20 protein-coding genes and 1 tRNA gene are annotated in these 23,328 nt (G+C 65.2%); 2 read left to right on the forward strand and 19 right to left on the reverse strand.

Going from position 1 to position 23,328, the window contains the following annotated elements; genetic code table 11:
* Positions 1-6: 6 nt before the first annotated feature.
* The gene (locus tag ACN0RC_RS11565; protein ID WP_417511856.1) at positions 7-1,680 is read right to left on the reverse strand and encodes a DUF885 domain-containing protein; all 1,674 of its coding nucleotides are present in this window, start codon (positions 1,678-1,680) and stop codon (positions 7-9) included.
* A 35-nt stretch (positions 1,681-1,715) separates the two neighbouring features.
* Positions 1,716-4,349 carry a DNA polymerase I gene (polA, locus tag ACN0RC_RS11570; RefSeq protein ID WP_417511858.1) on the reverse strand — a complete coding sequence of 878 codons (2,634 nt, stop codon included), beginning with the start codon at positions 4,347-4,349 and terminating at the stop codon, positions 1,716-1,718.
* Positions 4,350-4,409: 60 nt separating this feature from the next.
* Here polA and ACN0RC_RS11575 point away from each other — a divergent pair, with 60 nt between their 5' ends.
* Positions 4,410-4,814 (forward strand): hotdog fold thioesterase, encoded by a 405-nt coding sequence (locus ACN0RC_RS11575; protein ID WP_417512097.1) that lies wholly within the window; start codon positions 4,410-4,412, stop codon positions 4,812-4,814.
* A 24-nt stretch (positions 4,815-4,838) separates the two neighbouring features.
* Here the strand turns inward: ACN0RC_RS11575 and ACN0RC_RS11580 are convergent, their stop codons facing one another.
* Positions 4,839-5,459 (reverse strand): ANTAR domain-containing response regulator, encoded by a 621-nt coding sequence (locus ACN0RC_RS11580; RefSeq protein ID WP_417511860.1) that lies wholly within the window; start codon positions 5,457-5,459, stop codon positions 4,839-4,841.
* 102 nt (positions 5,460-5,561) lie between these two features.
* On the opposite strand from ACN0RC_RS11580, the gene ACN0RC_RS11585 reads away from it, so the two are divergent.
* Positions 5,562-5,647 (forward strand) — tRNA-Leu (locus tag ACN0RC_RS11585).
* A 49-nt stretch (positions 5,648-5,696) separates the two neighbouring features.
* On the opposite strand, the gene pyk is transcribed toward ACN0RC_RS11585, so the two are convergent.
* The 16 genes from pyk to fmt all read right to left on the reverse strand — a co-directional run bounded on the left by pyk (position 5,697) and on the right by fmt (position 23,297).
* Positions 5,697-7,145 (reverse strand): pyruvate kinase, encoded by a 1,449-nt coding sequence (pyk, locus tag ACN0RC_RS11590; protein ID WP_417511861.1) that lies wholly within the window; start codon positions 7,143-7,145, stop codon positions 5,697-5,699.
* Between the two features lie 56 nt (positions 7,146-7,201).
* Positions 7,202-8,668 (reverse strand): glutamate synthase subunit beta, encoded by a 1,467-nt coding sequence (locus tag ACN0RC_RS11595; RefSeq protein ID WP_417511863.1) that lies wholly within the window; start codon positions 8,666-8,668, stop codon positions 7,202-7,204.
* Positions 8,661-13,229 carry a glutamate synthase large subunit gene (gltB, locus tag ACN0RC_RS11600; RefSeq protein WP_417511865.1) on the reverse strand — a complete coding sequence of 1,523 codons (4,569 nt, stop codon included), beginning with the start codon at positions 13,227-13,229 and terminating at the stop codon, positions 8,661-8,663. Before gltB ends, ACN0RC_RS11595 begins: the two co-directional genes overlap by 8 nt.
* Before the next feature lie 108 nt (positions 13,230-13,337).
* On the reverse strand, positions 13,338-14,336 hold the full coding sequence (gene lgt, locus ACN0RC_RS11605) for a prolipoprotein diacylglyceryl transferase (protein ID WP_417511866.1): 999 nt from the start codon (positions 14,334-14,336) through the stop codon (positions 13,338-13,340).
* Between the two features lie 10 nt (positions 14,337-14,346).
* Complete coding sequence (gene trpA, locus ACN0RC_RS11610) at positions 14,347-15,150, reverse strand: tryptophan synthase subunit alpha (RefSeq protein WP_417511868.1); 804 nt, start codon at positions 15,148-15,150, stop codon at positions 14,347-14,349.
* Entirely contained in the window at positions 15,147-16,364 is a 1,218-nt protein-coding gene (trpB, locus tag ACN0RC_RS11615; protein WP_417511871.1) for a tryptophan synthase subunit beta, read from the reverse strand. Before trpB ends, trpA begins: the two co-directional genes overlap by 4 nt.
* Complete coding sequence (trpC, locus tag ACN0RC_RS11620) at positions 16,364-17,158, reverse strand: indole-3-glycerol phosphate synthase TrpC (protein ID WP_417512099.1); 795 nt, start codon at positions 17,156-17,158, stop codon at positions 16,364-16,366. The genes trpB and trpC overlap by 1 nt, the downstream gene beginning before the upstream one ends.
* 2 nt (positions 17,159-17,160) lie before the next feature.
* The gene (locus ACN0RC_RS11625) at positions 17,161-17,391 is read right to left on the reverse strand and encodes an HGxxPAAW family protein (protein ID WP_417511872.1); all 231 of its coding nucleotides are present in this window, start codon (positions 17,389-17,391) and stop codon (positions 17,161-17,163) included.
* 47 nt (positions 17,392-17,438) lie between these two features.
* Positions 17,439-18,029, reverse strand: coding sequence for a Trp biosynthesis-associated membrane protein (locus tag ACN0RC_RS11630; protein ID WP_417511874.1), 591 nt, complete (start codon positions 18,027-18,029; stop codon positions 17,439-17,441).
* Positions 18,026-18,382: a phosphoribosyl-AMP cyclohydrolase gene (gene hisI, locus ACN0RC_RS11635; protein ID WP_417511876.1), complete on the reverse strand. Its 357-nt coding sequence runs from the start codon at positions 18,380-18,382 to the stop codon at positions 18,026-18,028. Before hisI ends, ACN0RC_RS11630 begins: the two co-directional genes overlap by 4 nt.
* Positions 18,379-19,140: an imidazole glycerol phosphate synthase subunit HisF gene (gene hisF / locus ACN0RC_RS11640; protein WP_417511878.1), complete on the reverse strand. Its 762-nt coding sequence runs from the start codon at positions 19,138-19,140 to the stop codon at positions 18,379-18,381. Before hisF ends, hisI begins: the two co-directional genes overlap by 4 nt.
* Positions 19,140-19,979: an ATP phosphoribosyltransferase gene (gene hisG, locus ACN0RC_RS11645; RefSeq protein WP_417511880.1), complete on the reverse strand. Its 840-nt coding sequence runs from the start codon at positions 19,977-19,979 to the stop codon at positions 19,140-19,142. The genes hisF and hisG overlap by 1 nt, the downstream gene beginning before the upstream one ends.
* 38 nt (positions 19,980-20,017) lie before the next feature.
* Positions 20,018-20,281, reverse strand: coding sequence for a phosphoribosyl-ATP diphosphatase (locus tag ACN0RC_RS11650; RefSeq protein ID WP_417511882.1), 264 nt, complete (start codon positions 20,279-20,281; stop codon positions 20,018-20,020).
* A complete protein-coding gene (gene rpe, locus ACN0RC_RS11655) occupies positions 20,278-20,958 on the reverse strand; it encodes a ribulose-phosphate 3-epimerase (protein WP_417511883.1) in 681 nt (226 codons plus the stop codon). Before rpe ends, ACN0RC_RS11650 begins: the two co-directional genes overlap by 4 nt.
* A gap of 3 nt (positions 20,959-20,961) precedes the next feature.
* Positions 20,962-22,383, reverse strand: a complete 1,422-nt coding sequence (locus ACN0RC_RS11660) for an RsmB/NOP family class I SAM-dependent RNA methyltransferase (RefSeq protein ID WP_417511885.1) — start codon at positions 22,381-22,383, stop codon at positions 20,962-20,964.
* Positions 22,380-23,297 (reverse strand): methionyl-tRNA formyltransferase, encoded by a 918-nt coding sequence (gene fmt, locus ACN0RC_RS11665; RefSeq protein WP_417511887.1) that lies wholly within the window; start codon positions 23,295-23,297, stop codon positions 22,380-22,382. Before fmt ends, ACN0RC_RS11660 begins: the two co-directional genes overlap by 4 nt.
* Positions 23,298-23,328: the final 31 nt, after the last annotated feature.

Below are 23,328 nucleotides of genomic sequence, written 5' to 3' on the forward strand. Positions count from 1 at the left end.
GGCGCGCTACTTCACCAGTGCCGTGCGGAGGGTGTCGAGGCCGACCCCGCCAAGATCCAGAGCGCGCTTATGGAACTCCTTGATGTCGAACGCCTCGCCCTGCTCTGCACGGCAGGCATCGCGGACCTGCTCCCAGATCCGCTGACCCACCTTGTAAGAAGGCGCCTGGCCAGGCCACCCGAGGTAGCGGTTGACCTCGAACTGCACGAACTCGTCCGACATATTGACGTTCTGACGCATGAAGTCCAGGGCGTAGTCGGCATCCCATACTCCGGTGCCGTCCAGACGGTCCTTGCCGAGATGCACACCGATGTCGAGCACGACGCGGGCGGCGCGCATGCGCTGGCCGTCGAGCATGCCCAAGCGGTCGGCGGGGTCATCGAGATAGCCGAGCTGCTGCATGAGCCGTTCGGCGTAGAGCGCCCAGCCTTCGGCATGTCCTGACGTCCCTGCGAGCAGGCGCCGCCAGGAGTTCAGCTCTGAACGGTTGTACACCGCCTGCGCGATCTGCAGATGGTGCCCAGGAACACCTTCGTGATAAACGGTCGTCAGCTCGCGCCATGTGTCGAACTCGGTGACGCCTTCTGGTACCGACCACCACATCCGACCTGGACGGGAGAAATCATCGGTTGGCCCGGTGTAGTAGATCCCGCCTTCCTGGGTGGGGGCGATCATGCACTCGATCGTGCGGATCTTCTCCGGGATATCGAAGTGCGTGGCGGCGAGTTCTGCCACGGCGCGATCGCTCGTCTCCTGCATCCACTTCTGGAGCGCTTCGGTGCCGTGGAGCTTGTGTGCGGGATCTGCTTCGAGATGGGCGACGGCCTCTTCAACGGTCGAGCCGGGGAGAATCTCGTTCGCGATGGCGGTCTGCTCGGCGACCATGCGGGCGAGCTCCTCGCGTCCCCACTCGTAGGTCTCGTCGAGATCGATTTTTGCGCCGAGGAATCGCCGGGAGTGCAGGGCGTACACCTCGCGGCCCACGGCGTCGACATCGGATGCTGCCGGTGCCAGCGTTCCGGTCAGGAACTCGCGCAGCTCGGTGTATGCCTCTCTCGCCGCAGTCGCGCCCCGAGAGAGATCGCGCGTCAGAGATTCCGGGATCGCTCCATCATCAAGTGACGCACCGTTCGCAAAGGACGCGAAGAAGCCGTCGTCGGCGGCATAGCGCAGGATCTGGCCAGCGACCTCGGTGACCTGGCGACGTGCGGGCACAACGCCGCGCGCGACGCCTTCGCGGAGGGTCGCGGTATACCCACTCAAGGCATCGGGGATCGCCGAAAGCCGCTTCGCGATCGTCTCCCAATCCGCGACGGTGGAAGTGGGCATGAGGTCGTACACCTGACGCACGTCCTGTGCTGCGGACTCGATGACATTGAGGTCACGAAGGTGCCACTGCGCGTCATCGAACTCGACCTCCAGATCGAGTTCGCTCAACAGATCTGTCTTGGTGACGTCGTCGACAGCATCAGCCGGGTCGAGTGCGGCCAGGTCACGCCGAGCCTTGCGTACCGCGGTGATGTACCGCTCGTGTCCTTCTGGGCTCAGATCGGAGTAGCGGTCATTGCCCGCATCCCGGCCGATGTACGTGCCCAGAGTCGGATGGAGATCTGTCAGCGTGTCGACCCAGTCTTCGGCAACCTTGTCGATCGCGGTGGGTGTGCGCGGGGTATCCGTCATGATGATCAGCGTAGCCGCGCACACACCGTCGGTGGTCAGTGAGCGGCTTCGTTCCAATCGCGTCCGCGGCCGACCTGCACATCAAGCGGAACCGAGAGATCGGCGGCGCCGTTCATGCGGGTGCGCACGATCTGCTCCGTGGCATCCCACTCCCCTGGTGCGACCTCGAGAACGAGTTCGTCGTGGATCTGCAGCAGCACGCGCGAACGCAGCCCCGCGTCGCTGAGATCGGTGTGGATGCGGAACAGCGCGATCTTCATGACATCGGCGGCGCTGCCCTGAATGGGAGCGTTGAGCGCTGCGCGTTCGGCATTCTCTCGGAGAACCCGGTTAGGGCTCGAGAGATCCGGGAACGGTCTGCGCCGCCCGAAGATCGTCTCGGTGTAACCCACCTCTTTCGCCTTGATGACGGACGCCCGGAGGTAGTCGCGCACCGCGCCGAAGCGAGCGAAGTACTCGAGCATGAGCTGCTTCGCTTCGGACTGTTCGATGCGCAGCTGCTTTGACAAGCCGAAGGCGCTGAGACCGTACACCAGGCCATACGACATCGCCTTGACCTTGGTGCGCATGGCGGGAGTGACATCGGCGGGTTCGACTCCGAAGACGCGCGAACCGACGAAGCGGTGCAGGTCTTCGCCGCTGTTGAACGCCTCGATGAGCCCCTCGTCGCCCGACAGATGCGCCATGATGCGCATCTCGATCTGCGAGTAGTCCGCAGTCAGCAGAGTCTCGTACCCCTCGCCGACCTCGAACGCGCTGCGAATCCGGCGCGACTCTTCAGTACGCACGGGGATGTTCTGCAGGTTCGGGTCGGTGCTCGAGAGTCGTCCGGTCTGGCTGCCGGTCTGCACGTACGTCGTGTGGATGCGGTGGTCATCCTTGATCGCCGTGTCGAGCGACTCAATGATCTGACGCAGCTTCGTCGCCTCACGATGCTGCAGGAGCAGGTCGAGGAACGGATGCGGGTTGCTCTGCTGAAGATCAGCGAGAACGGCAGCATCCGTCGAGTACCCGGTCTTCGTCTTGCGGGTCTTGGGCAGCTGCAGATCTTCGAAAAGCACTTCCTGCAGCTGTTTCGGCGAGCCGAGGTTGAACTCTCGTCCTACGAGAGCGAACGCTTCGGTGGCGATGCCATCGGTGCGCGTGGAGAGCTCGGCAGAGAAGGTCGACAGCACCTCGTGGGACACGGCCACACCAGCGAGCTCCATGTCGGCGAGCGTCGTGAGGGTCGGCAGTTCGATATCGATCAGGACGGATGCCACAGATTCGGGCAGATCGTCACGCAACGCCGCCGCAGTGCGCAGCGTGAACCACGCCTCTTGGGAGGGAGTCGCGCCATCGGTCTCGGGGACGAGTTGCGACGGGTCGGAGACGGGGAGCTTCTCGTCGAGGTAGCGATCCACGAGGTGCGCGAGCGTCTTATCGGGAAGACTCGGACGCAGCAGCCACCCCGCGAGCAGCGTGTCGTACGCAAGCCCCCCGAGCCGGACATCTGCCCGAAGCAGGGCTTTGACCTGCGCCTTCGCATCGTTGAGCACCTTGGGGCTGTCGGACTCCAGCCAGGGGCGCAGTGCTGCAGCCGCGTCTGTGGACCAGTCGGTCTCGCGCAGTTCAGTGAGGCTGGCGAACCCGATGCGGGTGACCTCGCCCCCGTGGCTGACAACAGTCAGCGCGATTTCCCCACCCTGCGTGCCGAGCCACTCGGCGATCTCTACGACCGTGCCCTCCGTCGGCACGGGCAGGTCGATGGGGGGCTCTGCGGATGCCGCTTCTTCTTCGCCGCCGATCGCATCGAAGACCCGCGGAAGCAGAGTGCGGAACTCAAGGCGCGCGAAGATATCGCGGATCGCCTGCACATCAGGAGGCGACACGGCGAGACCGGCAGGAGCCAGAGGAAGTTCGACATCGGTGAGCAGTCGGTTGAGTCGACGGTTGCGGCGCACATCTTCGAGGTGATCGCGCAGATTGCCGCCGACGACGCCCTTGATCTCTTCAGCGCGGGCGAGCAGCTCGTCGAGGGTTCCGAACTGCGTCAGCCACTTGACCGCGGTCTTCTCGCCGACCTTCGGAACGCCCGGGAGGTTGTCGCTCGTCTCACCGACGAGGGCAGCGATATCGGGATACTGCTCCGGCCGCACGCCGTAGCGCTCCTGCACCGTATCCGGATCGTAGCGCTTGAGCTGCGAGACCCCCTGGACAGAGGGATACAGCAGCGTCACCTTGTCGTTCACCAGCTGGATCGTGTCGCGGTCACCCGAGACGACGAGCACCTCATAGCCTTCTTCGGAACCCTGGCGGGCGAGAGTTGCGAGGATATCGTCGGCCTCTACGCCTTCTTTGGTGAGGACTGGGATGGACATGGCGGACAGGCACTCCTGCAGAAGCGGAATCTGCCCGCGGAATTCTTGCGGAGTCTCGGAACGGGTCGCCTTGTATTCCGGGTACTCGTCCGTGCGGAACGAATGCCGCGACGTGTCGAAAGCGATCGCGAGATGCGAGGGCTTCTCAGCCTTGATCAGATTCACGAGCATCGACAAGAAGCCGTAGATCGCGTTGGTGTGCTGGTGGTCTTTCGTCGTGAAATTCTCGACAGGGAGTGCGAAGAATGCACGGTATGCGAGCGAATGGCCGTCGACGACCATGAGGGTAGGCTTTGCGGTGTCCGTCACTCTCACAGCCTAACGAGGACGGCAGACACTCGCTGAGGAGGATCCGTGACCGAAACCCAGATGACCGGACTGGAGTGGGTGGCTCAGCGCGGCATGGGCGCACTGGCCGAGAAGATGGGGATCGAATTCCTCGAGTTCACGGTCGAGCGCAGCGTCGCAAGAATGCCGGTCGAGGGCAACACGCAACCCGTTGGGCTTCTGCACGGCGGCGCATACGTCGTACTCGGCGAATCGCTCGGATCGATGTCGGCGAATCTCGCCGCGGGTCCCACCAGGCTCGCCGTGGGCCTCGACATCAACGCAACGCATACCCGCTCGGCGACGTCCGGTTTCGTGACCGGCGTGTGCACCCCGATTCACCTGGGGCGAAGCGTGATGGTGCACGAGATCGTCGTCAGCGACAGTCAGGACCGGCGCTGCTCCACCATCCGCATCACGAATCTGGTGAAGGACGCGCCCGCCTGACAGATCAGGTGACTCCGAAGTGAGTCACTCCTTCTTGGGCGCGAGCTGCTCGATGATCGCCTTGGCGACGTCCTGCATCGTGAGGCGACGGTCCATGGATGCCTTCTGGATCCAGCGGAAGGCCTCGGGCTCGCTGAGGCCCATCTTCTCGTTCAGGAGACCCTTGGCGCGATCGACCAGCTTGCGGGTCTCGAAGCGCTCGACCATGTCGGCGACCTCAGCTTCGAGCGTGATGATCTGCTCGTGGCGGGCCAGTGCGATCTCGATCGCCGGCAGCAGGTCGTTCGGCGTGAACGGCTTGACGACATAAGCCAGTGCGCCGGCCTCGCTTGCGCGCTCGACGAGCTCTTTCTGGCTGAACGCGGTCAGCAGCACGACAGGGGCGATGTTCGCCTTGTGCAGGCGCTCCGCAGCGCTGATCCCGTCGAGCTGCGGCATCTTGACGTCCATGATGACGAGGTCAGGACGAAGCTCGGTGGCAAGAGCAACAGCCGTCTCACCGTCACCTGCCTCACCGACGACATCGAAGCCGTTGTCGCGGAGGATCTCAACGATGTCGAGTCGGATCAGCGATTCGTCCTCAGCGACGACAACGCGTCGGGGGGCGGATGCCGTGGGCTGCTCAGGCAGTTCTTGCTCGGTCACAGCATCCATTCTAGGGGACGCCCGGTGAGTGCCAGCCGCACACGCCCGTAGTCGCTCGGAACACCCTCCACACTGCGCTAAAGTCGTAGACGCGGCATCCGCGCCGGCGTGGCGGAATGGTAGACGCGGAGCACTCAAAATGCTTTGTCCGAGAGGACGTGTGGGTTCGAGTCCCACCGCCGGCACCAACGCGAAGAGGACCACCCCGTCGGGGTGGTCCTCTTCGTATTTCGACTGCTACGCGCCGGCCTTGTAGATCGGAGCTGCGCCGTTGACGGCATCCCCGACCTTGTGCACACGGATGTCGTTCGTCGAACCGACGATCCCGGGAGGGGAACCGGAGATCACGACGACCTTGTCCCCTTCCTTCGCGAGCTCGTTCTTGAGCAGGTGTTCATCGACCTGCAGGAACATCATGTCGGTGTGCTGCACGGGCTCGACAAGCGTCGAGCGGATGCCCCACGTGAGCGCCATGCGGCGGCGAATGTCGGGCTCAGGCGTGAACGCGAGCATCGGAATGCGCGAGCGCAGCCGCGACAGACGACGTGCGCTGTCACCGGACTGCGTGAACACGCAGAGGAACTTCGCATCGACGAACTCGGCGACCTCGAGGGCTGCGAGAGTGATCGCGCCGCCCTGCGTGCGCGGTTTGGCCGTCAGCGGTGCGATTCGCTCGAGTCCGTGCTCTTCTGTGGACTCCACGATGCGCGCCATGGTCTCCACGACCACGATCGGGTACTCTCCCACGCTCGTCTCACCAGAGAGCATCACCGCGTCTGCACCATCAAGCACAGCGTTTGCGACGTCAGAGGTCTCGGCACGCGTCGGGACAGGGCTCGAGATCATCGACTCGAGCATCTGCGTTGCGACGATGACCGGCTTCGCGTTGCGACGGGCGAGCTCGACAGCGCGCTTCTGCACGATCGGCACCGCTTCCAGCGGCAGCTCGACACCCAGGTCGCCACGGGCGACCATGATGCCGTCGAAGGCGTCGACGATCTCTTCGAGCGCGTCGACGGCCTGCGGCTTCTCGATCTTGGCGATGACGGGGACCTTCACGCCCTCTTCGGCCATGATCTCGTGCACCCGTGTGACGTCTTCCGCGTTGCGGACGAACGACAGCGCGATGAGGTCGGCGCCGATGCGCAGGCCCCAGCGAAGGTCGTCTTCGTCTTTCTGGCTCAGAGCGGGAACGTTCACAGCGACGCCGGGCAGGTTGATGCCCTTGTTGTTCGACACCGCGCCGGCGACGATCACACGCGTGGTGACGACGGTGCCGTCGGTCTCGACGACCTCGACGCGCACCTTGCCGTCGTCGATCAGCAGGAAGTCACCGGGTTTGACGTCGTGAGGCAGCCCCTTGAACGTCGTGCCGCAGATCTCGCGATTACCGATGATGTCTTCGATGGTGATCTTGAAGATGTCACCTTCAGCGAGCTCGTAGGGGCCCGCCTCGAACTTGCCGAGGCGGATCTTCGGACCCTGCAGGTCGACGAGGATGGCGACGGCTTTGCCCGCGTCGTCCGCAGCACGGCGGACGTTGGCGTAGTTGGCGTCATGAACGGTGTAGTCGCCGTGGCTGAGGTTCAGTCGGGCAACGTCAACCCCGGCCTCGATGATGGCTCGGACATTCTCATAGCTGGATGTTGCCGGGCCCAGCGTGGCGACGATCTTCGCGCGTCTCAATAGAATTCTCCAGGGTAAGAGGGTGGGGGAATTATGGCGACGTTGCCGCCGCCAGCCTACGCGGGCTGCAGACCGATTGCGAGATCAGACGGTCGCACCGGCGCTGGCAGGACTGATTCTCCCATAAGGTAGCGGTCCACGCTTGCCGCAGCCGCGCGTCCTTCCGCGATCGCCCATACGATGAGTGACTGCCCGCGGCCGGCGTCACCGGCGATGAAGACACCAGGGATCGTCGATTCGTAGGAGTCTTCTCGAACGAACGCACCGCGTTCGGTGATCTGCGGCCGCAGCTCATCAGTGAAGGTGTCGGTCTCAGGACCGGTGAACCCCATGGCGATCAGCACGAGATCCGCGGGGATCTCCCGCTCTGTGCCGCTCTTGGGCACGCGACGTCCGTCGAGGTACTCGGTCTCGGCGACACGCAGTGCCCGCACTTCTCCCGCGTCATTCGCGAGGAACTCGACGGTGGACGCCAGGTACTTCCGTTCGCCGCCCTCTTCGTGAGCCGACTGAACCTCGAAGAGGGTGGGCATCATCGGCCAGGGCTGGTGATCAGGGCGCTCACTGCCCGGCTGCTTGCCGATGGCGAGATTGGTGACGCTGAGGGCGCCCTGGCGGTGCGCTGTTCCGATGCAGTCCGCGCCGGTGTCACCACCACCGATCACGATGACGTGCTTGCCTTCAGCGGTGATCTGGTTCACCACTGCGTCGCCCGCACCTGCCCGGTTCGATTCGACCAGGTACTCCATCGCGAAGTGCACACCGTCGAGATCACGCCCGGGAATGGCGAGCTCGCGCGGCACCGTGGCGCCGGTTGCGATGACGACGGCATCGTAACGTGCACGCAGCTCTGCCCACGTGATGTCCTTGCCGATCTCGACACCAGCGCGGAACCGGGTTCCCTCTTCCTGCATCTGACGAAGACGGGACTCGACGTGGCTCTTCTCCATCTTGAAGTCCGGGATGCCGTAGCGAAGCAGGCCACCGACGCGGTCGTCACGCTCGAACACGGCGACCGTATGACCGGCACGCGTGAGCTGCTGCGCTGCGGCGAGGCCTGCAGGGCCCGACCCGACGACCGCGACGGTCTTGCCCGTCAGACGCTCAGGAGGCTGCGGCTCGACCCAGCCCTTCGCGAAGGCCTCATCGATGATCGAGACCTCGATCTGCTTGATGGTGACAGCGGGCTGGTTGATGCCCAGCACGCACGCACTCTCGCAGGGGGCGGGGCACAGCCGACCGGTGAACTCCGGGAAGTTGTTGGTCGCGTGCAGCCGTTCGATCGCCGAACGGTCTTCGCCGCGCCAGGTCAGATCGTTCCACTCCGGAATCAGGTTGCCCAGTGGGCAACCTGCGTGGCAGAACGGAACACCGCAGTCCATGCATCGACTGGCTTGACGACGGAGCACGTTCTTATCGCCGGGTTCGTAGACCTCTTTCCAGTCCATGATGCGCACCGGAACCGGGCGGCGTGCGGGCAGCTCACGCTCCGTCACCTTCAGAAAGCCCTTGGGATCAGCCACCGGTCACCTCCAGAATCCGGTTCCAGACGGACTCGCCGTCGGGATCGATGCCAGAGGCCTCTGCCTCCTGGCGCATGGTCTGCACGGCCGCGAAGTCTCGCGGCAGCACCTTTGTGAATTGGGACGCAGCAGAGTCGAAGTCCGACAGCATCCGATCGGCCAGTGGCGAGTCGGTGCTTTCGGCATGCTCGACGAGTAAACCGCGGAGCAGTTCGAGATCCGCGCGGTCCAGCGGTTCGAGGCGCAGCTCGCCGCTGGCGCGCGCCTCCCGGTTCACCTTGTCTGGCGAGAGTCCGTGCACATAGGCGACTCCACCGGACATCCCTGCACCGAGGTTGCGCCCGGTGGTGCCGAGGATGACGGCGAGCCCACCTGTCATGTACTCGAGCGCGTGGTCTCCGACCCCCTCGACAACCGCCGTCGCACCAGAGTTGCGCACCAGGAAGCGCTCGCCCACGACGCCCGAGATGTACATCCTTCCCGACGTGGCGCCGTAGCCGATCACGTTGCCGGCGATCACGTTCTCGTGCGGTGCGATGTGCGTTTCGCGCGAAGGTCGAACGACGATATCGCCGCCGGAGAGCCCCTTGCCGACGTAGTCGTTGGCGTCGCCCTCGAGCCGCAAGGTGATGCCGCGCGGCATGAATGCTCCGAGGGACTGCCCTGCGGTGCCGTGCAGCGTGATGTCGATCGTTCCAGGCGCCAGTCCTTCAGCCCCGAAACGAGCAGTGACCTCGTGCCCCAGCATCGTGCCGACAGCGCGTTCGGTATTGCGGATCGGAAGCTCGATGAAGACCGGATCCTGCTCGCGCAGTGCGTCCTGCGACATCTCGATGAGCTGAACGTCGAAGTGCCGATCGAGCTCGTGCTCCTGTGCGCGCCCGTGCCTGCGCGGTTCGGATGCCGGGAACTGAGGGCCCTCGAGGATCGGCGAGAGGTCAAGGCCCGAGGCCTTCCAATGCGCGATCGCGGTGTTCGCCTCGATGAGGTCGGCGCGGCCGATGATCTCGTCGAGAGAGCGGAACCCGAGTTCGGCGAGAATCTCGCGCACCTCTTCGGCGATGAACTCCATGAAGTTGACGACGAACTCCGGCTTGCCGGTGAATCGTTCGCGCAGAACGGGGTTCTGAGTCGCAACGCCGACGGGGCAGGTGTCGAGGTGGCATACGCGCATCATGATGCAGCCGCTGACGACGAGCGGTGCGGTCGCGAAGCCGAACTCCTCTGCCCCCAGCAACGCGCCGATGATGACGTCGCGGCCGGTCTTGAGCTGACCATCGACCTGCACGACGACCCGATCGCGCATGCCGTTGAGCATGAGCGTCTGCTGCGTTTCTGCGAGCCCCAGTTCCCATGGCGTGCCGGCGTGCTTGAGGGAGTTCAGCGGGCTAGCGCCTGTTCCACCGTCATGACCGGAAACCAGAATGACGTCGCTGAGTGCCTTCGCAACGCCAGCCGACACCGCGCCGATGCCCGACTGGCTGACGAGCTTGGTATGGATGCGGGCATTCGGATTTGCACGCTTGAGGTCGAAGATCAGCTGCTTGAGGTCTTCGATGGAATAGATGTCGTGATGCGGCGGAGGCGAGATGAGTCCGACGCCCGCGGTCGCATGCCGGGTCCTGGCCACCCACGGGTAGACCTTCGCGGGCGGCAGCTGACCGCCCTCACCGGGCTTGGCCCCCTGCGCGAGCTTGATCTGAATGTCATCGGACTCGGTCAGATACAGGCTCGTGACACCGAAGCGCCCGGAAGCGACCTGCTTGATCGCGCTGCGGCGCTGGGGGTCAAGCAGCCGATCGACGTCTTCGCCGCCCTCCCCCGTGTTGGACTTGCCGCCGATCCGGTTCATCGCGATCGCCAGGGTCTCGTGGGCCTCGCGCGAGATCGAGCCGTAGCTCATCGCACCGGTAGAGAAGCGCTTCACGATCACGCTGACGGGTTCGACCTCATCGATCGGCACCGCGGGGCGCGTCCCCTTGCGCAGCGAGAACAGCCCGCGCAGAGTCTTGAGCTCCGCTGCCTGATCGTCGACGAGCTTGGTGTACTCGCGGAAGATGTCGTAGCGGCGGTTACGCGACGAGTGCTGCAGCTTGAACACGGTCTCGGGGCTGAACAGGTGCGGTGACCCGTCACGGCGCCACTGGTACTCGCCACCCGTCCACAGCCGTTCGTGAGCCCGCGCCGCGGCATCCTCCGGGTAGGCGTAATCGTGACGTGCCTGGTTCTCGGCGAAGATGTCCTCGATGCCGATGCCACCGAGCTTCGTCTCGGTGCCGGTGAAGTACGCGTCGACGAAATCCTGGCTGAGTCCCACGGCCTCGAAGACCTGAGCGCCCGCATAGGACGGCACCGTCGAGATGCCCATCTTGGACATGATCTTCAGCACACCCTTGCCGAGCGCGTAGATGAGGTTGCGTACGGCCTTCTCCGGCGTCACATCGACGATGAAGCCGGTGCGCACCAGGTGCTCCACAGTCTCCATGGCGAGATACGGGTTGACCGCAGAGGCGCCATAGCCGATGAGCGTCGCGACATGGTGGACTTCGCGCACGTCTCCGGCCTCGACCAGCAGGCCGACCTTCATTCGGTTCTCGCGACGGATGAGGTGGTGATGGATCGCCGACACCATGAGCAGCGAAGGGATCGGCACGAGGTCCTTGTTCGAGTCCCGGTCGGAGAGGATGAGGAACTCCGCACCCTTCTCGATCGCCTGATCCGCCTCGGCGCACATCTCGTCGAGGCGCGCTTGCATCGTGTGCGCACCGGCATCGAAGTGGTAGAGCCCACTGATCGTGACGGCCGAGCGCCCAGGCAGCGCCTTGTCGATGTGCCGGATCTTCGCGAGCTCGTCGTTGTCGATCACCGGGAAGTCGACGGCTACGGTGCGGGTGTGCTCCGGGCCCCAGCTGAGCAGGTTCCGCTCTGGGCCGAGGGACGAGCGAAGACTCGTGACGACCTCTTCGCGGATCGAGTCCAATGGTGGGTTAGTCACCTGGGCGAACTGCTGGGTGAAGTAGTCGAACAGCAGCCGCGGGCGGTCGCTCAGGACGGCGATGGGTGTGTCCGAGCCCATGGCGCCGAGCGGCTCGGCACCAGTCTGTCCCATCGGCCGCAGGAGAATGCGAATCTCCTCCTCGGTGTATCCGAAGGTGCGCTGACGCCGGGTGATCGATGCCGGCGGATGCACGATGTGCTCGCGCTCGGGGAGGTCAGCCAGGCGCACCGCGCCCTGATCGAGCCATTCCTGCCACGGGTGCAGCGTGGCGAGCTCGTGCTTGATCTCTTCGTCTTCGACGATGCGGTGAGCCGCGGTGTCGACGAGGAACATCTTGCCGGGCTGCAGGCGACCGCGGCGTTTGATGCGCTCGGGTTCGAACTCGAGCACACCTGTCTCTGAGCCGATGACGACGAGTCCGTCGGTCGTCTCAGTCCACCGTCCGGGGCGAAGGCCATTGCGGTCGAGGGTCGCACCCACGAGCGTGCCGTCGGTGAAGATCAGCGCAGCGGGGCCGTCCCAGGGCTCCATCTGGTTGGAGTGGTACTCGTAGAACGATCGCAGCTCTGGCGAGATATCGGTCTGCTTCTCGTACGCCTCGGGAACCATCATCATGATGGCGTGCGGCAGGCTGCGCCCGGTGAGGGTCAGGAGCTCGAGCACCTCGTCGAAAGAGGCCGAGTCGCTGGCGCCGGGAGTGCAGATCGGCAGAAGCGGGCCGATGTCTCCGAGCAGCTCGGATTCGAGCTGGGACTGCCGTGCGCGCATCCAGTTGCGGTTGCCGCCGACGGTGTTGATCTCTCCGTTGTGCGCCAGCATCCGCAGGGGCTGCGCGAGCGGCCAGGACGGGAACGTGTTGGTGGAGTAGCGGGAGTGGACGACTGCGAGCTCCGACGCGAAGCGCTCGTCCTGCAGGTCGGGGTAGAACGGTTCGAGCTGGAGAGTCGTGACCATGCCCTTGTAGCCGAGAGTCCTGCTCGACAGCGAGACGAAGTAGGCGCCCAGCTCGTGCCCGGCACGCTTGCGAAGGCGATACGCCACGCGATCCAGCGCGATGCCCGACAGCGCGGCCGAAGCGTCTGCTGATGTGACGAAGAGCTGTTCGAAGGCGGGCCGGGCCTCATCGGCGAGCTTGCCGAGGTTCTCGTTGGCGGTGGGGACCACGCGCCAACCCAGCACATCGAGGCCCTCTTCGCGGGCGATCTTCTCGATACCGGCCTTCTGCGCGCGGCGATCAGATGCCTGCAGCGGGAGGAAGGCGAGCCCGGCGGCGTATTCGCCGGCATCGGGCAGTTCAAAATCTGTGACTTCGCGGAGGAAGCCATCCGGCATCTGGGTGAGGATGCCCGCACCATCTCCGGTGCCGGCGTCAGAGCCGATCGCACCGCGGTGCTCGAGGTTGCGCAGCGCGTGAAGCGCCAGCGCGATGATGTCGTGTCCTGCAGTACCCCGGAGGGTGGCGACCATGGCCAGGCCGCAGGCATCCTTTTCGAATGCCGGGTTGTACAGGCCCTGCTTCGGGGGGTAGGCGCCGGATGCGCCGTAAGGAGGCTGGAAGTACATCTGTTACCGTCCTCAGGTAATCAGGTGACACCGGGGACGCCGTCGGCCCACTCGTTCAGTGCAATGGATGCCTCTCTCGACGAGGAGGCGTATCGGGAGTCCCTCGCCCTAGGAAGCAGTGCTTGTGGCCGTTGCTCCAGCAGTGACTTCGGCGGGAGGCTCACTCACGTCAACGAAGTCATCGAGGTCGTGTTGCGATTGTACATCAGCGCTGACCTTGCGCTCGCGCCCCGGCGCATACGGGCTCGGCTCCTGGCCGGTGTGGCGACGCGTCTGAACCACGAGGATGACAAGACCTACGACAATGCCGATGATCGATGCCCACACGTTGCTGCGCAGACCCAGGATGATTTCGCTCGGATCGATGCGGATCGACTCCCAGACCACGCGTCCAGCGCTGTACCAGATCAGGTAGATCGCGAAGAGCTTGCCCCACTGCAGGCTCAGCCGACGGCCGATCCACAGCAGGAGCACGACGCCGAGCAGGTTCCAGATCACTTCGTAGAGGAAGGTCGGGTGGAACAGCGTGCCCTCGGTGAGTCCAGGAGGGAAAGCCGAGTTGTCGGATTCGATCTCGAGGCCCCACGGGAGATCGGTCGGCAGACCGAAGAGCTCATGGTTGAACCAGTTGCCGAAGCGTCCCATCGCCTGAGCGAGCAGCATTCCTGGTGCGAGTGCGTCGGCGAAGGTCCAGAACCTGATGCCGGTCCACTTGCAACCGAGGTACGCGCCCACTGCGCCGCCGAGCAGCGCGCCGAAGATGGCGATTCCGCCCTCCCAAATCGCCCACACCGAGCCGGGCTCGAAGGGGTTCCAGGTGTTCTTGCCCTCACCGAAGTAGAAGTTCGGGTGCGTCAGCACATGGAAGATGCGCGCGCCGATGATCGCGAGCGGCACAGCGAGGATCGCGATGTCGATGACGACCCATGGTTCCGCACCGCGCTTGGAGAGACGGTGGTTCGTGAGCAGCGTCGCGGCGATGATGCCGGCGATGATGCACAGCGCATAGATGTGAATGCGCACGGGGCCGAGGTCGAAATAGCTGACGTCAGGGCTCGGGATGCTGGTGAGCACGCCGCTGAGGGCAGAGTGAAGCGCGAGGGGCATGAGTGCGATTCTAGTTCTCGTGTGAGCGGACTGCAGACGGCGTGCCTGCAGCGAGGGTGCGTGTGATCTCGGCGAGAGCCGCAAGGCCCCCGTCGCGAAGCGCACGAACCAGAGCGGTGCCGACGATAGCACCGTCGGCGTAGCCGATGACGTCGCTGATCTGATCAGCACTGGAGATGCCAATGCCGACGCACGCGTGCTTCGCACCGTGGTCGCGCAGACGCGCCACCAGGGTTCGTGCCGCTTGGTCGAGTTCGGCGCGCTCCCCCGTGATCCCCATGGTCGAGACCGTGTAGATGAATCCGGTCGACGACTTCACAACCAGGTCGAGCCGCTCATCGGTCGAGGTGGGAGCCGCCAGGAAGATGCGGTCGAGCCCGGTGCGCTCGCTCGCGGCGATCCATTCCTCGGCAGCCTCTGGCGTGATGTCGGGCGTGATGAGTCCGGCCCCGCCCGCGGCGAGCAGATCGTCCGCGTAGCGGTCGACTCCGTACTGCACGACGGGGTTCCAGTACGTCATGACCACGACGGGGACGTCAGTTGCTGCGGTGATCTCGCGGATCGCGGTGAACAGATCGCGCATCTTGAAGCCATTCGCAAGCGCGGCCTGGGTGGCTTCCTGGATGACGAGACCATCCATGACGGGGTCGCTGTACGGAGGCCCGAGCTCGATAATGTCGGCGCCGTTCTCCGCGAGCGTGATCGCTGCCTGGATGCTGGTTTGAAGATCAGGAAAACCCACCGGCAGATAGCCGATGAGCGCCCCTCGGCCTGCATCCTTCGCCTTCTGGATGGCGTCGTCGACGCGGCTCATCGGGACTCCTCCGTGGACTTCTCATCGTAAAGACGGAAGTAGGTGGCGGCGGTCTCCATGTCTTTATCGCCCCGTCCCGAGAGACAGATGGCGATCACGGCATCGGGCCCCAATTCCTTGCCGATCCGCATGGCTCCCGCCAGAGCATGAGCGGATTCGATGGCGGGAATGATGCCCTCGGTGCGGCTGAGCAGACGGAGCGCCTGCATCGCCTCGTCATCAGTGGCGGGAATGTACTCCGCGCGCCCGATGTCAGAGAGCCAGGAGTGCTCCGGGCCCACACCCGGGTAGTCGAGGCCTGCGGAGATCGAATGCGACTCGATCGTCTGCCCGTCTTCATCCTGCAGAACGTAGGTCTTCGCTCCGTGCAGCACGCCAGGACGCCCTCGTTCGATGGATGCCGCGTGCCGCTCGGTGTCGACGCCATCGCCTGCTGCTTCGACGCCGTAGAGCTTCACGCCCTCGTCATCGAGGAAGGCATCGAACATGCCGATCGCGTTCGAGCCGCCGCCCACGCAGGCGACGACAGCATCAGGGAGGCGACCGGTCTCGTCGAGCAGCTGCTGACGCGCCTCTTCGCCGATGATCTTCTGGAAGTCGCGCACCATCGCGGGGAACGGGTGCGGACCAGCCGCTGTGCCGAAGATGTAGTTGGTCGTCTCCACCGAGGCGACCCAGTCGCGGTACGCGTCGTTGATCGCGTCTTTGAGCGTGCGGGAGCCCGTCGTCACGGGAACGACCTCTGCACCGAGCAGACGCATGCGAGCAACGTTGAGAGCCTGGCGCTCAGTGTCGACCTCGCCCATGTAGATCGTGCAGTCCATGCCGAACAGGGCGGCTGCAGTGGCTGTGGCGACGCCGTGCTGCCCCGCGCCGGTCTCGGCGATGACGCGGGTCTTGCCCAAGCGCTTGGTGAGCAGGGCTTGCCCCAGCACGTTGTTGATCTTGTGGCTGCCGGTGTGGTTGAGGTCTTCACGCTTGAGGAACACGCGTGCTCCCCCGGCGTGCTCGGCGAAGCGAGGCACCTCGGTGAGTGCGGACGGTCGACCGGCGTACGAGCTCAGCAGATGGGCGAGCTCGGAACGGAACGCGGGGTCAGCGATGGCCTGCTCGTACGCCGCAGTGAGCTCATCGATCGCGGCGATGAGCGACTCGGGCATGTACCGCCCGCCGAATTCGCCGAAGAACGGTCCTGATTGCTCGCGAAGGCTCATCAAGCTGTGCTCCCATCGAAATCTCCGGCTGCGAGGAATGACTGCAGGGTGGATACCGGGTCGCCCGTGACGAGCGCCTCGCCGATGAGAACGACATCGGCACCCGCTTCGCGGTAGTGGGTGACATCGGCGGGCTCGAGGACGGCCGATTCTGCGATCTTGATCACGCCTGCGGGAATGCGATCGACGAGAGTGCCGAAGAGATCGCGGTCGAGCTCGAACGTCGAGAGATTGCGGGCGTTCACACCGATGAGCGATGCGCCGAGGTCGATCGCGATGTCGAGCTCTTCTGCAGAGTGCGTCTCGACCAGGGGTGTCATGCCGAAATCGAGGATCAGCGAATACAGCTCGCCCAGCACCTTGCGCTCGAGGCCTGCGACGATTAGCAGAGCGAGGTCTGCGCCAGCGGCGCGCGCCTCGGCGACCTGGTAGGGCGTCGCGATGAAGTCCTTGCGCAGCACGGGAAGCGATACGCGCTCGGTAACGGCTTCGAGATCGGCGAGCGAACCGCCGAAACGACGCTCCTCCGTGAGGACGCTGATGGCAGATGCGCCACCGCTCTCGTACAGAGACGCCTGGTGCGCGGGGTCAGGGATCGCAGCAAGTGCACCCCGGGAGGGGCTGGCCCGCTTGACCTCGGCGATGATCTTCACACGCGATGCCGGTGCGAGTGCGGAGAGTGCGTCACGCGCTGCCGGGCGCTCACTGGCGGCGCGCTCGACATCTGCGAGCGAACGTGTGAGAGCGCGACGCTCGGCGTCTTCGACTGCGCCGGCCGTGAGGTCGGCGAGCACCATCAGTGGCCCTTCGGCGTGTACTTGGGTCCGTTGACGCCGTAGCCCGCCTTGGCGAGGATCCAACCCAGCAGCAGCCCTACCACGACGACACCCACGGATACCCAGACGAGGGTGGGCAGCGCGAAGCAGAAAGCGATGGTGCCGACGGCGAAGCCGAGCAGCATGACCACCACAGCGGTCCACGCTGCAGGTGAGTGTCCGTGGCCGGGGTCGGCGATCGGGTTGGTCATGTTCTCCTCCGAGGCGGTCGTGGGTGGTTCAGTTCAGTCTATCGGTGTCATCGCGTGGGGTCGGAGCCACGCGACAGGTCGTCCCAGGAATCGATGGCATCGACCGGGCCCTCGTTCTCTTCGTGGGATGCGGCATCCCTCTGGAAACGACGACCGCTGCGCTTCCACCGGCGTGCGGTCAGCAGAGTGAATATCGAGGTGACGATCAGAATCACCCAGCCGATGAGCGCGATCGCGGGCCACGCAGATGGCTCGATAGCGGCGATCATGCCCGTCACTGTCGCGCTGCCCGCAAGTCCGGTGGTCTCCGTGACGGTCGGTGCGACCGCGGAGACGGGCGAGGTGAAGAGGATCTGGGCAGTCCACCACGTCAGAAGGCCGCCTCCGATGAGCGCCAAGGCTGCGAAGACATAGCGGAGGACCACTCCCACGAGCGTGAGCGCGGCGCCGATGGCCAGAATCGCCAGGCTCAGCGGGGCGAGAAGTGCCATTGCATCAGCCCCGGGCACAAGAATCGGCTCCGCGGCATCTGCACGGGTCACGGTCAGCCACGTCTGAGTCGACGAGATGATGCCGATGCCCCCGGCGAGCAGCAGACCGACGGCGGACAGGCTGCGTCCGCGCTGCGCCACGCTCATCCGGTCACGCCATCGACTGCTTCGAGATCCGTCGCGTCGAAGCACGTCCGTGTTCCAGTGTGACAGGCAGGCCCCGTCTGGTCGACGAGCAACAGGATGGCATCGCCGTCGCAGTCCAGACGCGCCTCGTGAACCCGCTGGATGTTGCCAGACGTATCGCCCTTGCGCCAGTACTCCCCGCGAGAGCGGGACCAGTACGTCACCCGACCCGTGGTCAGGGTGCGGCGCAGTGCTTCCTCATCGAGCCACGCGAGCATCAGCACTTCGCGGGTGTCCCACTGCTGCACGATCGCTGGAGCGAGGCCGTCGGAGTTCCAGACGACCTGGGCGATCCGGGTGTCGATGTCGCTCATCTGACCAGAATCCCCTCTGCGCGCATGGCGTCCTTCACGTCTGCGACCGTCAGTGCGCCGGAATGGAACACGCTCGCCGCTAGTACAGCGTCAGCACCGGCTTTGATGGCAGGGGCGAAGTCGGCGGCAGTGCCGGCACCGCCGGACGCGATCACCGGGACCGACGAGACTTCACGCATCAAGCGCACCAGCTCGAGATCGAAACCGTCGCGTGTGCCGTCCGCGTCGATGGAGTTGACGAGCAGCTCTCCCGCTCCGCGTTCGATCGCTTCACGCGCCCACTCGAGCGCATCGAGAGTCGTCTGCGTGCGTCCGCCGTGCGTTGTGACGACGAAGCCGGATGCCGTCGCAGGCGCACGCTTCACGTCGAGAGAGAGCACGAGCACCTGCGCACCGAATCGGTCGGCGATCTCGCCGATGAGGTCCGGGCGCGCGATCGCCGCGGAGTTCACCCCCACCTTGTCAGCGCCGACGCCCTGGAGACGCGCGACGTCTTCCACGCTGCGCACCCCGCCGCCGACGGTGAGCGGGACGAAGACGTTCTCGGCGGTGCGCTGCACCACGTCATACGTCGTAGAACGGTCATCGACGGTGGCGGTGACATCGAGGAAGGTGATCTCGTCCGCACCCTGCGCGGCGTAGTGAGAAGCAAGCTCGACAGGATCGCCCATGTCGCGCAGGTTCTCGAAGTTGACGCCCTTCACGACCCGACCGGCTGCGACGTCGAGGCAGGGAATGACGCGACTTGTCAGAGTCATCAGAGCCGCGCAGCTTCGATCGCCGTGACGAGCAGAGCACGCGCGCCCAGCGCGTACAGATCGTCCATCACCCTGTTGATGCCCTTGCGCGGCAGCATCACGCGAACGGCCACCCACGCCGGGTCCTGCAGAGGCGAGATGGTCGGCGACTCCTCGCCGGGGGTGATCTCTGTCGCCTCGTCGACCTTGTCCGCCGGCAGGTCGTAATCCAGAAGGACGTACCGTCGAGCGACGATCACACCGCGCAGGCGACGCAGCAGCTTCTCGGTGCCGTCTACATCGCCGGGACGGCTGATCAGCACTGCCTCTGATTCGATGATCACCGGACCGAAGATCTCGAGCCCCGCCTGACGCAACGTGGTGCCGGTCTCGACGACGTCGGCGATCGCGTCTGCCACGCCCAGCTGCACAGCGGATTCGACAGCGCCATCCAGCGGTACCAGGGTCGCCTCGACGCCCTGCTCCCGAAGGAACGCGTCGACGAGACCTGGATATGCCGAGGCGATGCGAACGCCGGAGAGGTCAGCGATCGTGGAGAATTTACCGGCGGGAGCAGCGAAGCGGAAGGTCGAGTGGGCGAAGCCGAGCGCCTCGATCTCGCGAGCCTGCTGCGGAACATCTCGCAGCAGATCACGGCCGGTGACGCCGACATCGAGCGCACCCGATGCCACGTAGGTCGCGATGTCACGAGGACGCAGGAAGAAGAATTCGACATCATTCGCCGCATCGATGACGTGCAGCGTCTTGGAATCACGGCGGCCGGCGTAACCGGCCTCGGCGAGCATCTCGGCGGCGGTCTCGGCGAGCGAGCCCTTATTGGGAACAGCAATGCGCAGCATTAGAGAACTTTCAGATCAGAGGAACGAATCGGAGCGCTTCACAGATGTCGATAGACGTCTTCGAGGCTCAAACCCTTCGCCAGCATCATGACCTGAAGGTGATACAGAAGCTGCGAGATCTCCTCGGCGGCCTCAGCATCCGATTCGTATTCCGCAGCCATCCACACCTCGGCTGCCTCTTCAACGATCTTCTTGCCGATCGTGTGCACGCCGGCATCGAGTTCTGCAATGGTGCGAGAGCCCTCTGGACGGGTCTCGGCCTTGGCGCTGAGCTCAGCGAACAGCTCGTCGAAAGTCTTCACGATTCCAGGCTAGCGGCTCGAGCGCGCTCTCGAAGCCCGGCGATGGCCGCCTCGACATCCTGCGCCCCGTATACGGCTGATCCTGCGACGAATGTGTCGGCACCGGCCTCTGCGGCCTGGACGATCGTTGCATCGGAGATACCGCCGTCGACCTGAAACCAGGTTGCGGAGCCGCGGCGCCTGGCCTCGGCGACGAGGGCGCTCAGCTTCGGCATCGTCTCTGACATGAAGCCCTGTCCGCCGAAGCCCGGCTCGACAGTCATGACGAGCACCTGGTCGAACTCGTCGAGGATCTCGTAGAGGCTCTCCCCCGCGGTTCCCGGCTTGATCGCGATCCCCGCTCGCGCACCGATATCGCGGAGCTTTCGCGCAAGTGTGACGGGGTCAGAGGCCGCCTCGAGGTGGAACGTGACGCTGGCCGCGCCGATCTGGGCATATTCGGGAGCCCACCGATCGGGATCGGTGATCATGAGGTGCACATCGAGCGGGATCGGGCTGGTCGCCTGGACGCGTTCGACCATCTGCGGGCCGAAGGTGAGGTTGGGGACGAAGTGGTTGTCCATGACATCGACGTGCACGAAGTCGGCGGTCGCGATGCGCGCGAGATCGGCCTGCATGTTGACGAAGTCGGCCGAAAGGATGCTGGGGTTGATGCGTGGTGCGTCAGGAAGGCTCATGAGTCACTCTCCAGTCGGTTTGCGCTGCAGCAGCGCGAGGAACATGGCGTCGGTGCCGTGGCGATGCGGCCACAGCTGCACGTGTCCGGCGTCGTTCGCTGCGAGGTCGATCGGACTCTTCGCGACGCCTGACAACACGGCCGCGGCATCCAGCTCGATCACGTCGTCGCGCGTGCGGATGACCTCGGAGACGATGCCGGAAGTCTCGGCAAGGTGCGGCGAGCATGTGACATACGCGACGATCCCACCGGGTGCGAGGGCATCAAGGGCGCCCGACAGCAGCTGCGCTTGAAGCGGGGCGAGCTCGGCGACGTCAGACGGGGACTTCCGCCACCGCGCTTCCGGACGACGCCGGAGTGCACCGAGGCCCGTGCATGGCGCGTCGACGAGGATGCGATCGAAACAGCCAGGGTTCGCGGCGGTGAGTTCGCGTCCGTCCTGCTCATGCACGACGACCTCGCCGGGAACGGCCTTGAGGGCTCCCCGTACGAGACCCGCCCTTGTCGGGACGACCTCATTGGCTTCGAGCGACACGTCATGCTGGTGGGCGATCGCGGCGAGCAGAGCCGTTTTACCCCCGGGGCCGGCACACAGATCCAGCCACCGCTCGCCTGTTCGGATCGGCGCCGCAGCTGCCAGCGCCAGGGCAACCAGCTGCGAGCCCTCGTCCTGCACGCGAATGGTGCCGCCCGAACCGCTGATGACGCGATGCGGATCGCCACCGGGCGACCCGAACGCCGTCGGTGCGTAGGGACGCAGGGGCTCTGCAGGTTCTGCGAGCCCTGGGAGGGCGACCAATGTCACCTCGGGCGAGACGTTGTCGGCCTCGAGGAGAGACTCGAGCTCGTCGGCTCGTCCTTCTGCCGCGAGAGCTCTGCGCAGCGCACGGATGATCCACACCGGATGCGCGGTGCGCAGCCCCAGACGCTCGTCGTCCGAGCGGGCACCGTTCTCGATCCGCGCCTGCCACTCACCCGGGGTGTCGCGGGAGATGCGCCTGAGCACCGCGTTCGCGAAGCCTGCAGGCCCCCGCCCGACCTCAGCGGCGACGAGATTGACGGACTCGTTGACCGCGGCGTGGGAGGCGACACGCGTAGCGAGCAGCTGGTGCGTGGCCAGCCGAAGCGCGTCCAGCACCGCGGGGTCGATCTCTTCGATCGTGCGACCGGCGGCAGAGGCGATGATGGCGTCATATGTGCCACGGCGGCGCAGCGTGCCATAGGTGAGTTCGGTGGCAAGCCCTGCATCCTGCGGACTGAGAGAGGCTGCGGTGATCGTGGAGGGCAGAACGAGGTTGGCGTAGGCATCTGATTCGCTCACCGCACGCAACACGTCGTATGCGACGCGACGCGCCGGCTGCACGCGCCGCACGGGTGCCGAACCGGCCCGCTCGCGGCGGGCGGGGCGACCATCCTGACCGCTCATTCGCCGGCCCGCATCGTGTCATCGGCACGGAGCCCGCGCCACCAATCGGTGGCGTTCATCGCCTGCTTTCCCGCGGGCTGAACTCGAGTGACGGCGAGCGGCTGCGTTCCGGTGCCGATCAGCAGCGCCGTCTTCGTCGGGGCGATCTCGCCCGGGGCCAGAACGCCTTCGTCAGAGCGCGCTGCCTCGAGGATCTTCACCTGCAGTCCGCCGATGCTCGTGTGTGCTCCCGGCTCAGGGGTGACACCGCGGAATCTTGCGAAGACCTGCTCGAGCGGCTGATTCCAGTCGAGAGCGCCATCGGCGAGCTCCAGCTTCGCGGCCGACGTGGGCTCGCCCTGCTGCGCAATCGCGACGGCGGTGCCGTCAGCGATGCCACGGACGACGCCTGCCGTCAGTCCAGCACCATCGTGAGCCAGCACATCCAGCGCAACATCGGCTGTGGCATCGGAGGCGACATCGACCGCCCGTGCGGCGAAGACGTCGCCGGCATCGAGCGCGGGCACGAGCTGGAACACACTCGCACCGAGCACCGCGTCACCGGCGATCAGAGCGCGCTGCACCGGAGCAGCCCCGCGCCACTGCGGCAGGAGCGAGAAGTGCAGATTGATCCAGCCGTGGTCCGGCGTGGACAGCAGCGGCTCACGCACGAGTCCGCCGTACGCGACGATGACGCCGAGCTCCGGCTCCAGCGCGGCGACACGCGCAGTGACTTCCTCATCGAGGCGTGTGGCTTTGATGATCGGCAGTCCGAGCTCCTCAGCGACCTGTGCGACCGGTGAGGGAGTGAGAACGCGCTTGCGGCCCAGCGGAGCATCCGGCCGGGTGATCACCGCGGCGATGTCGTGCACTTCTGCGAGGGCGCGCAGTGTCGGTATGGCAGCCGTTGGTGTGCCGGCGAAGACGAGACGCATGAATGTACTCCGGAAGAAGCTCGAGGGAGGT

Origin of the sequence: Microbacterium sp. (assembly GCF_048259935.1) — a bacterium.
Lineage (GTDB): Bacteria > Actinomycetota > Actinomycetes > Actinomycetales > Microbacteriaceae > Microbacterium.

Excerpts from the sequence above, each read along its gene's own strand:
- ACN0RC_RS11565 (WP_417511856.1), bottom strand. The coding sequence starts at position 1,680 with ATGACGGATACCCCGCGCACACCCACCGCGATCGACAAGGTTGCCGAA.
- ACN0RC_RS11575 (WP_417512097.1), top strand. The coding sequence starts at position 4,410 with ATGACCGGACTGGAGTGGGTGGCTCAGCGCGGCATGGGCGCACTGGCC.
- gltB (WP_417511865.1), bottom strand. The coding sequence starts at position 13,229 with ATGTACTTCCAGCCTCCTTACGGCGCATCCGGCGCCTACCCCCCGAAG.
- lgt (WP_417511866.1), bottom strand. The coding sequence starts at position 14,336 with ATGCCCCTCGCGCTTCACTCTGCCCTCAGCGGCGTGCTCACCAGCATC.
- trpA (WP_417511868.1), bottom strand. The coding sequence starts at position 15,150 with ATGAGCCGCGTCGACGACGCCATCCAGAAGGCGAAGGATGCAGGCCGA.
- trpB (WP_417511871.1), bottom strand. The coding sequence starts at position 16,364 with ATGAGCCTTCGCGAGCAATCAGGACCGTTCTTCGGCGAATTCGGCGGG.
- ACN0RC_RS11625 (WP_417511872.1), bottom strand. The coding sequence starts at position 17,391 with ATGACCAACCCGATCGCCGACCCCGGCCACGGACACTCACCTGCAGCG.
- ACN0RC_RS11630 (WP_417511874.1), bottom strand. The coding sequence starts at position 18,029 with ATGAGCGTGGCGCAGCGCGGACGCAGCCTGTCCGCCGTCGGTCTGCTG.
- hisI (WP_417511876.1), bottom strand. The coding sequence starts at position 18,382 with ATGAGCGACATCGACACCCGGATCGCCCAGGTCGTCTGGAACTCCGAC.
- hisF (WP_417511878.1), bottom strand. The coding sequence starts at position 19,140 with ATGACTCTGACAAGTCGCGTCATTCCCTGCCTCGACGTCGCAGCCGGT.
- hisG (WP_417511880.1), bottom strand. The coding sequence starts at position 19,979 with ATGCTGCGCATTGCTGTTCCCAATAAGGGCTCGCTCGCCGAGACCGCC.
- rpe (WP_417511883.1), bottom strand. The coding sequence starts at position 20,958 with ATGAGCCTTCCTGACGCACCACGCATCAACCCCAGCATCCTTTCGGCC.
- ACN0RC_RS11660 (WP_417511885.1), bottom strand. The coding sequence starts at position 22,383 with ATGAGCGGTCAGGATGGTCGCCCCGCCCGCCGCGAGCGGGCCGGTTCG.
- fmt (WP_417511887.1), bottom strand. The coding sequence starts at position 23,297 with ATGCGTCTCGTCTTCGCCGGCACACCAACGGCTGCCATACCGACACTG.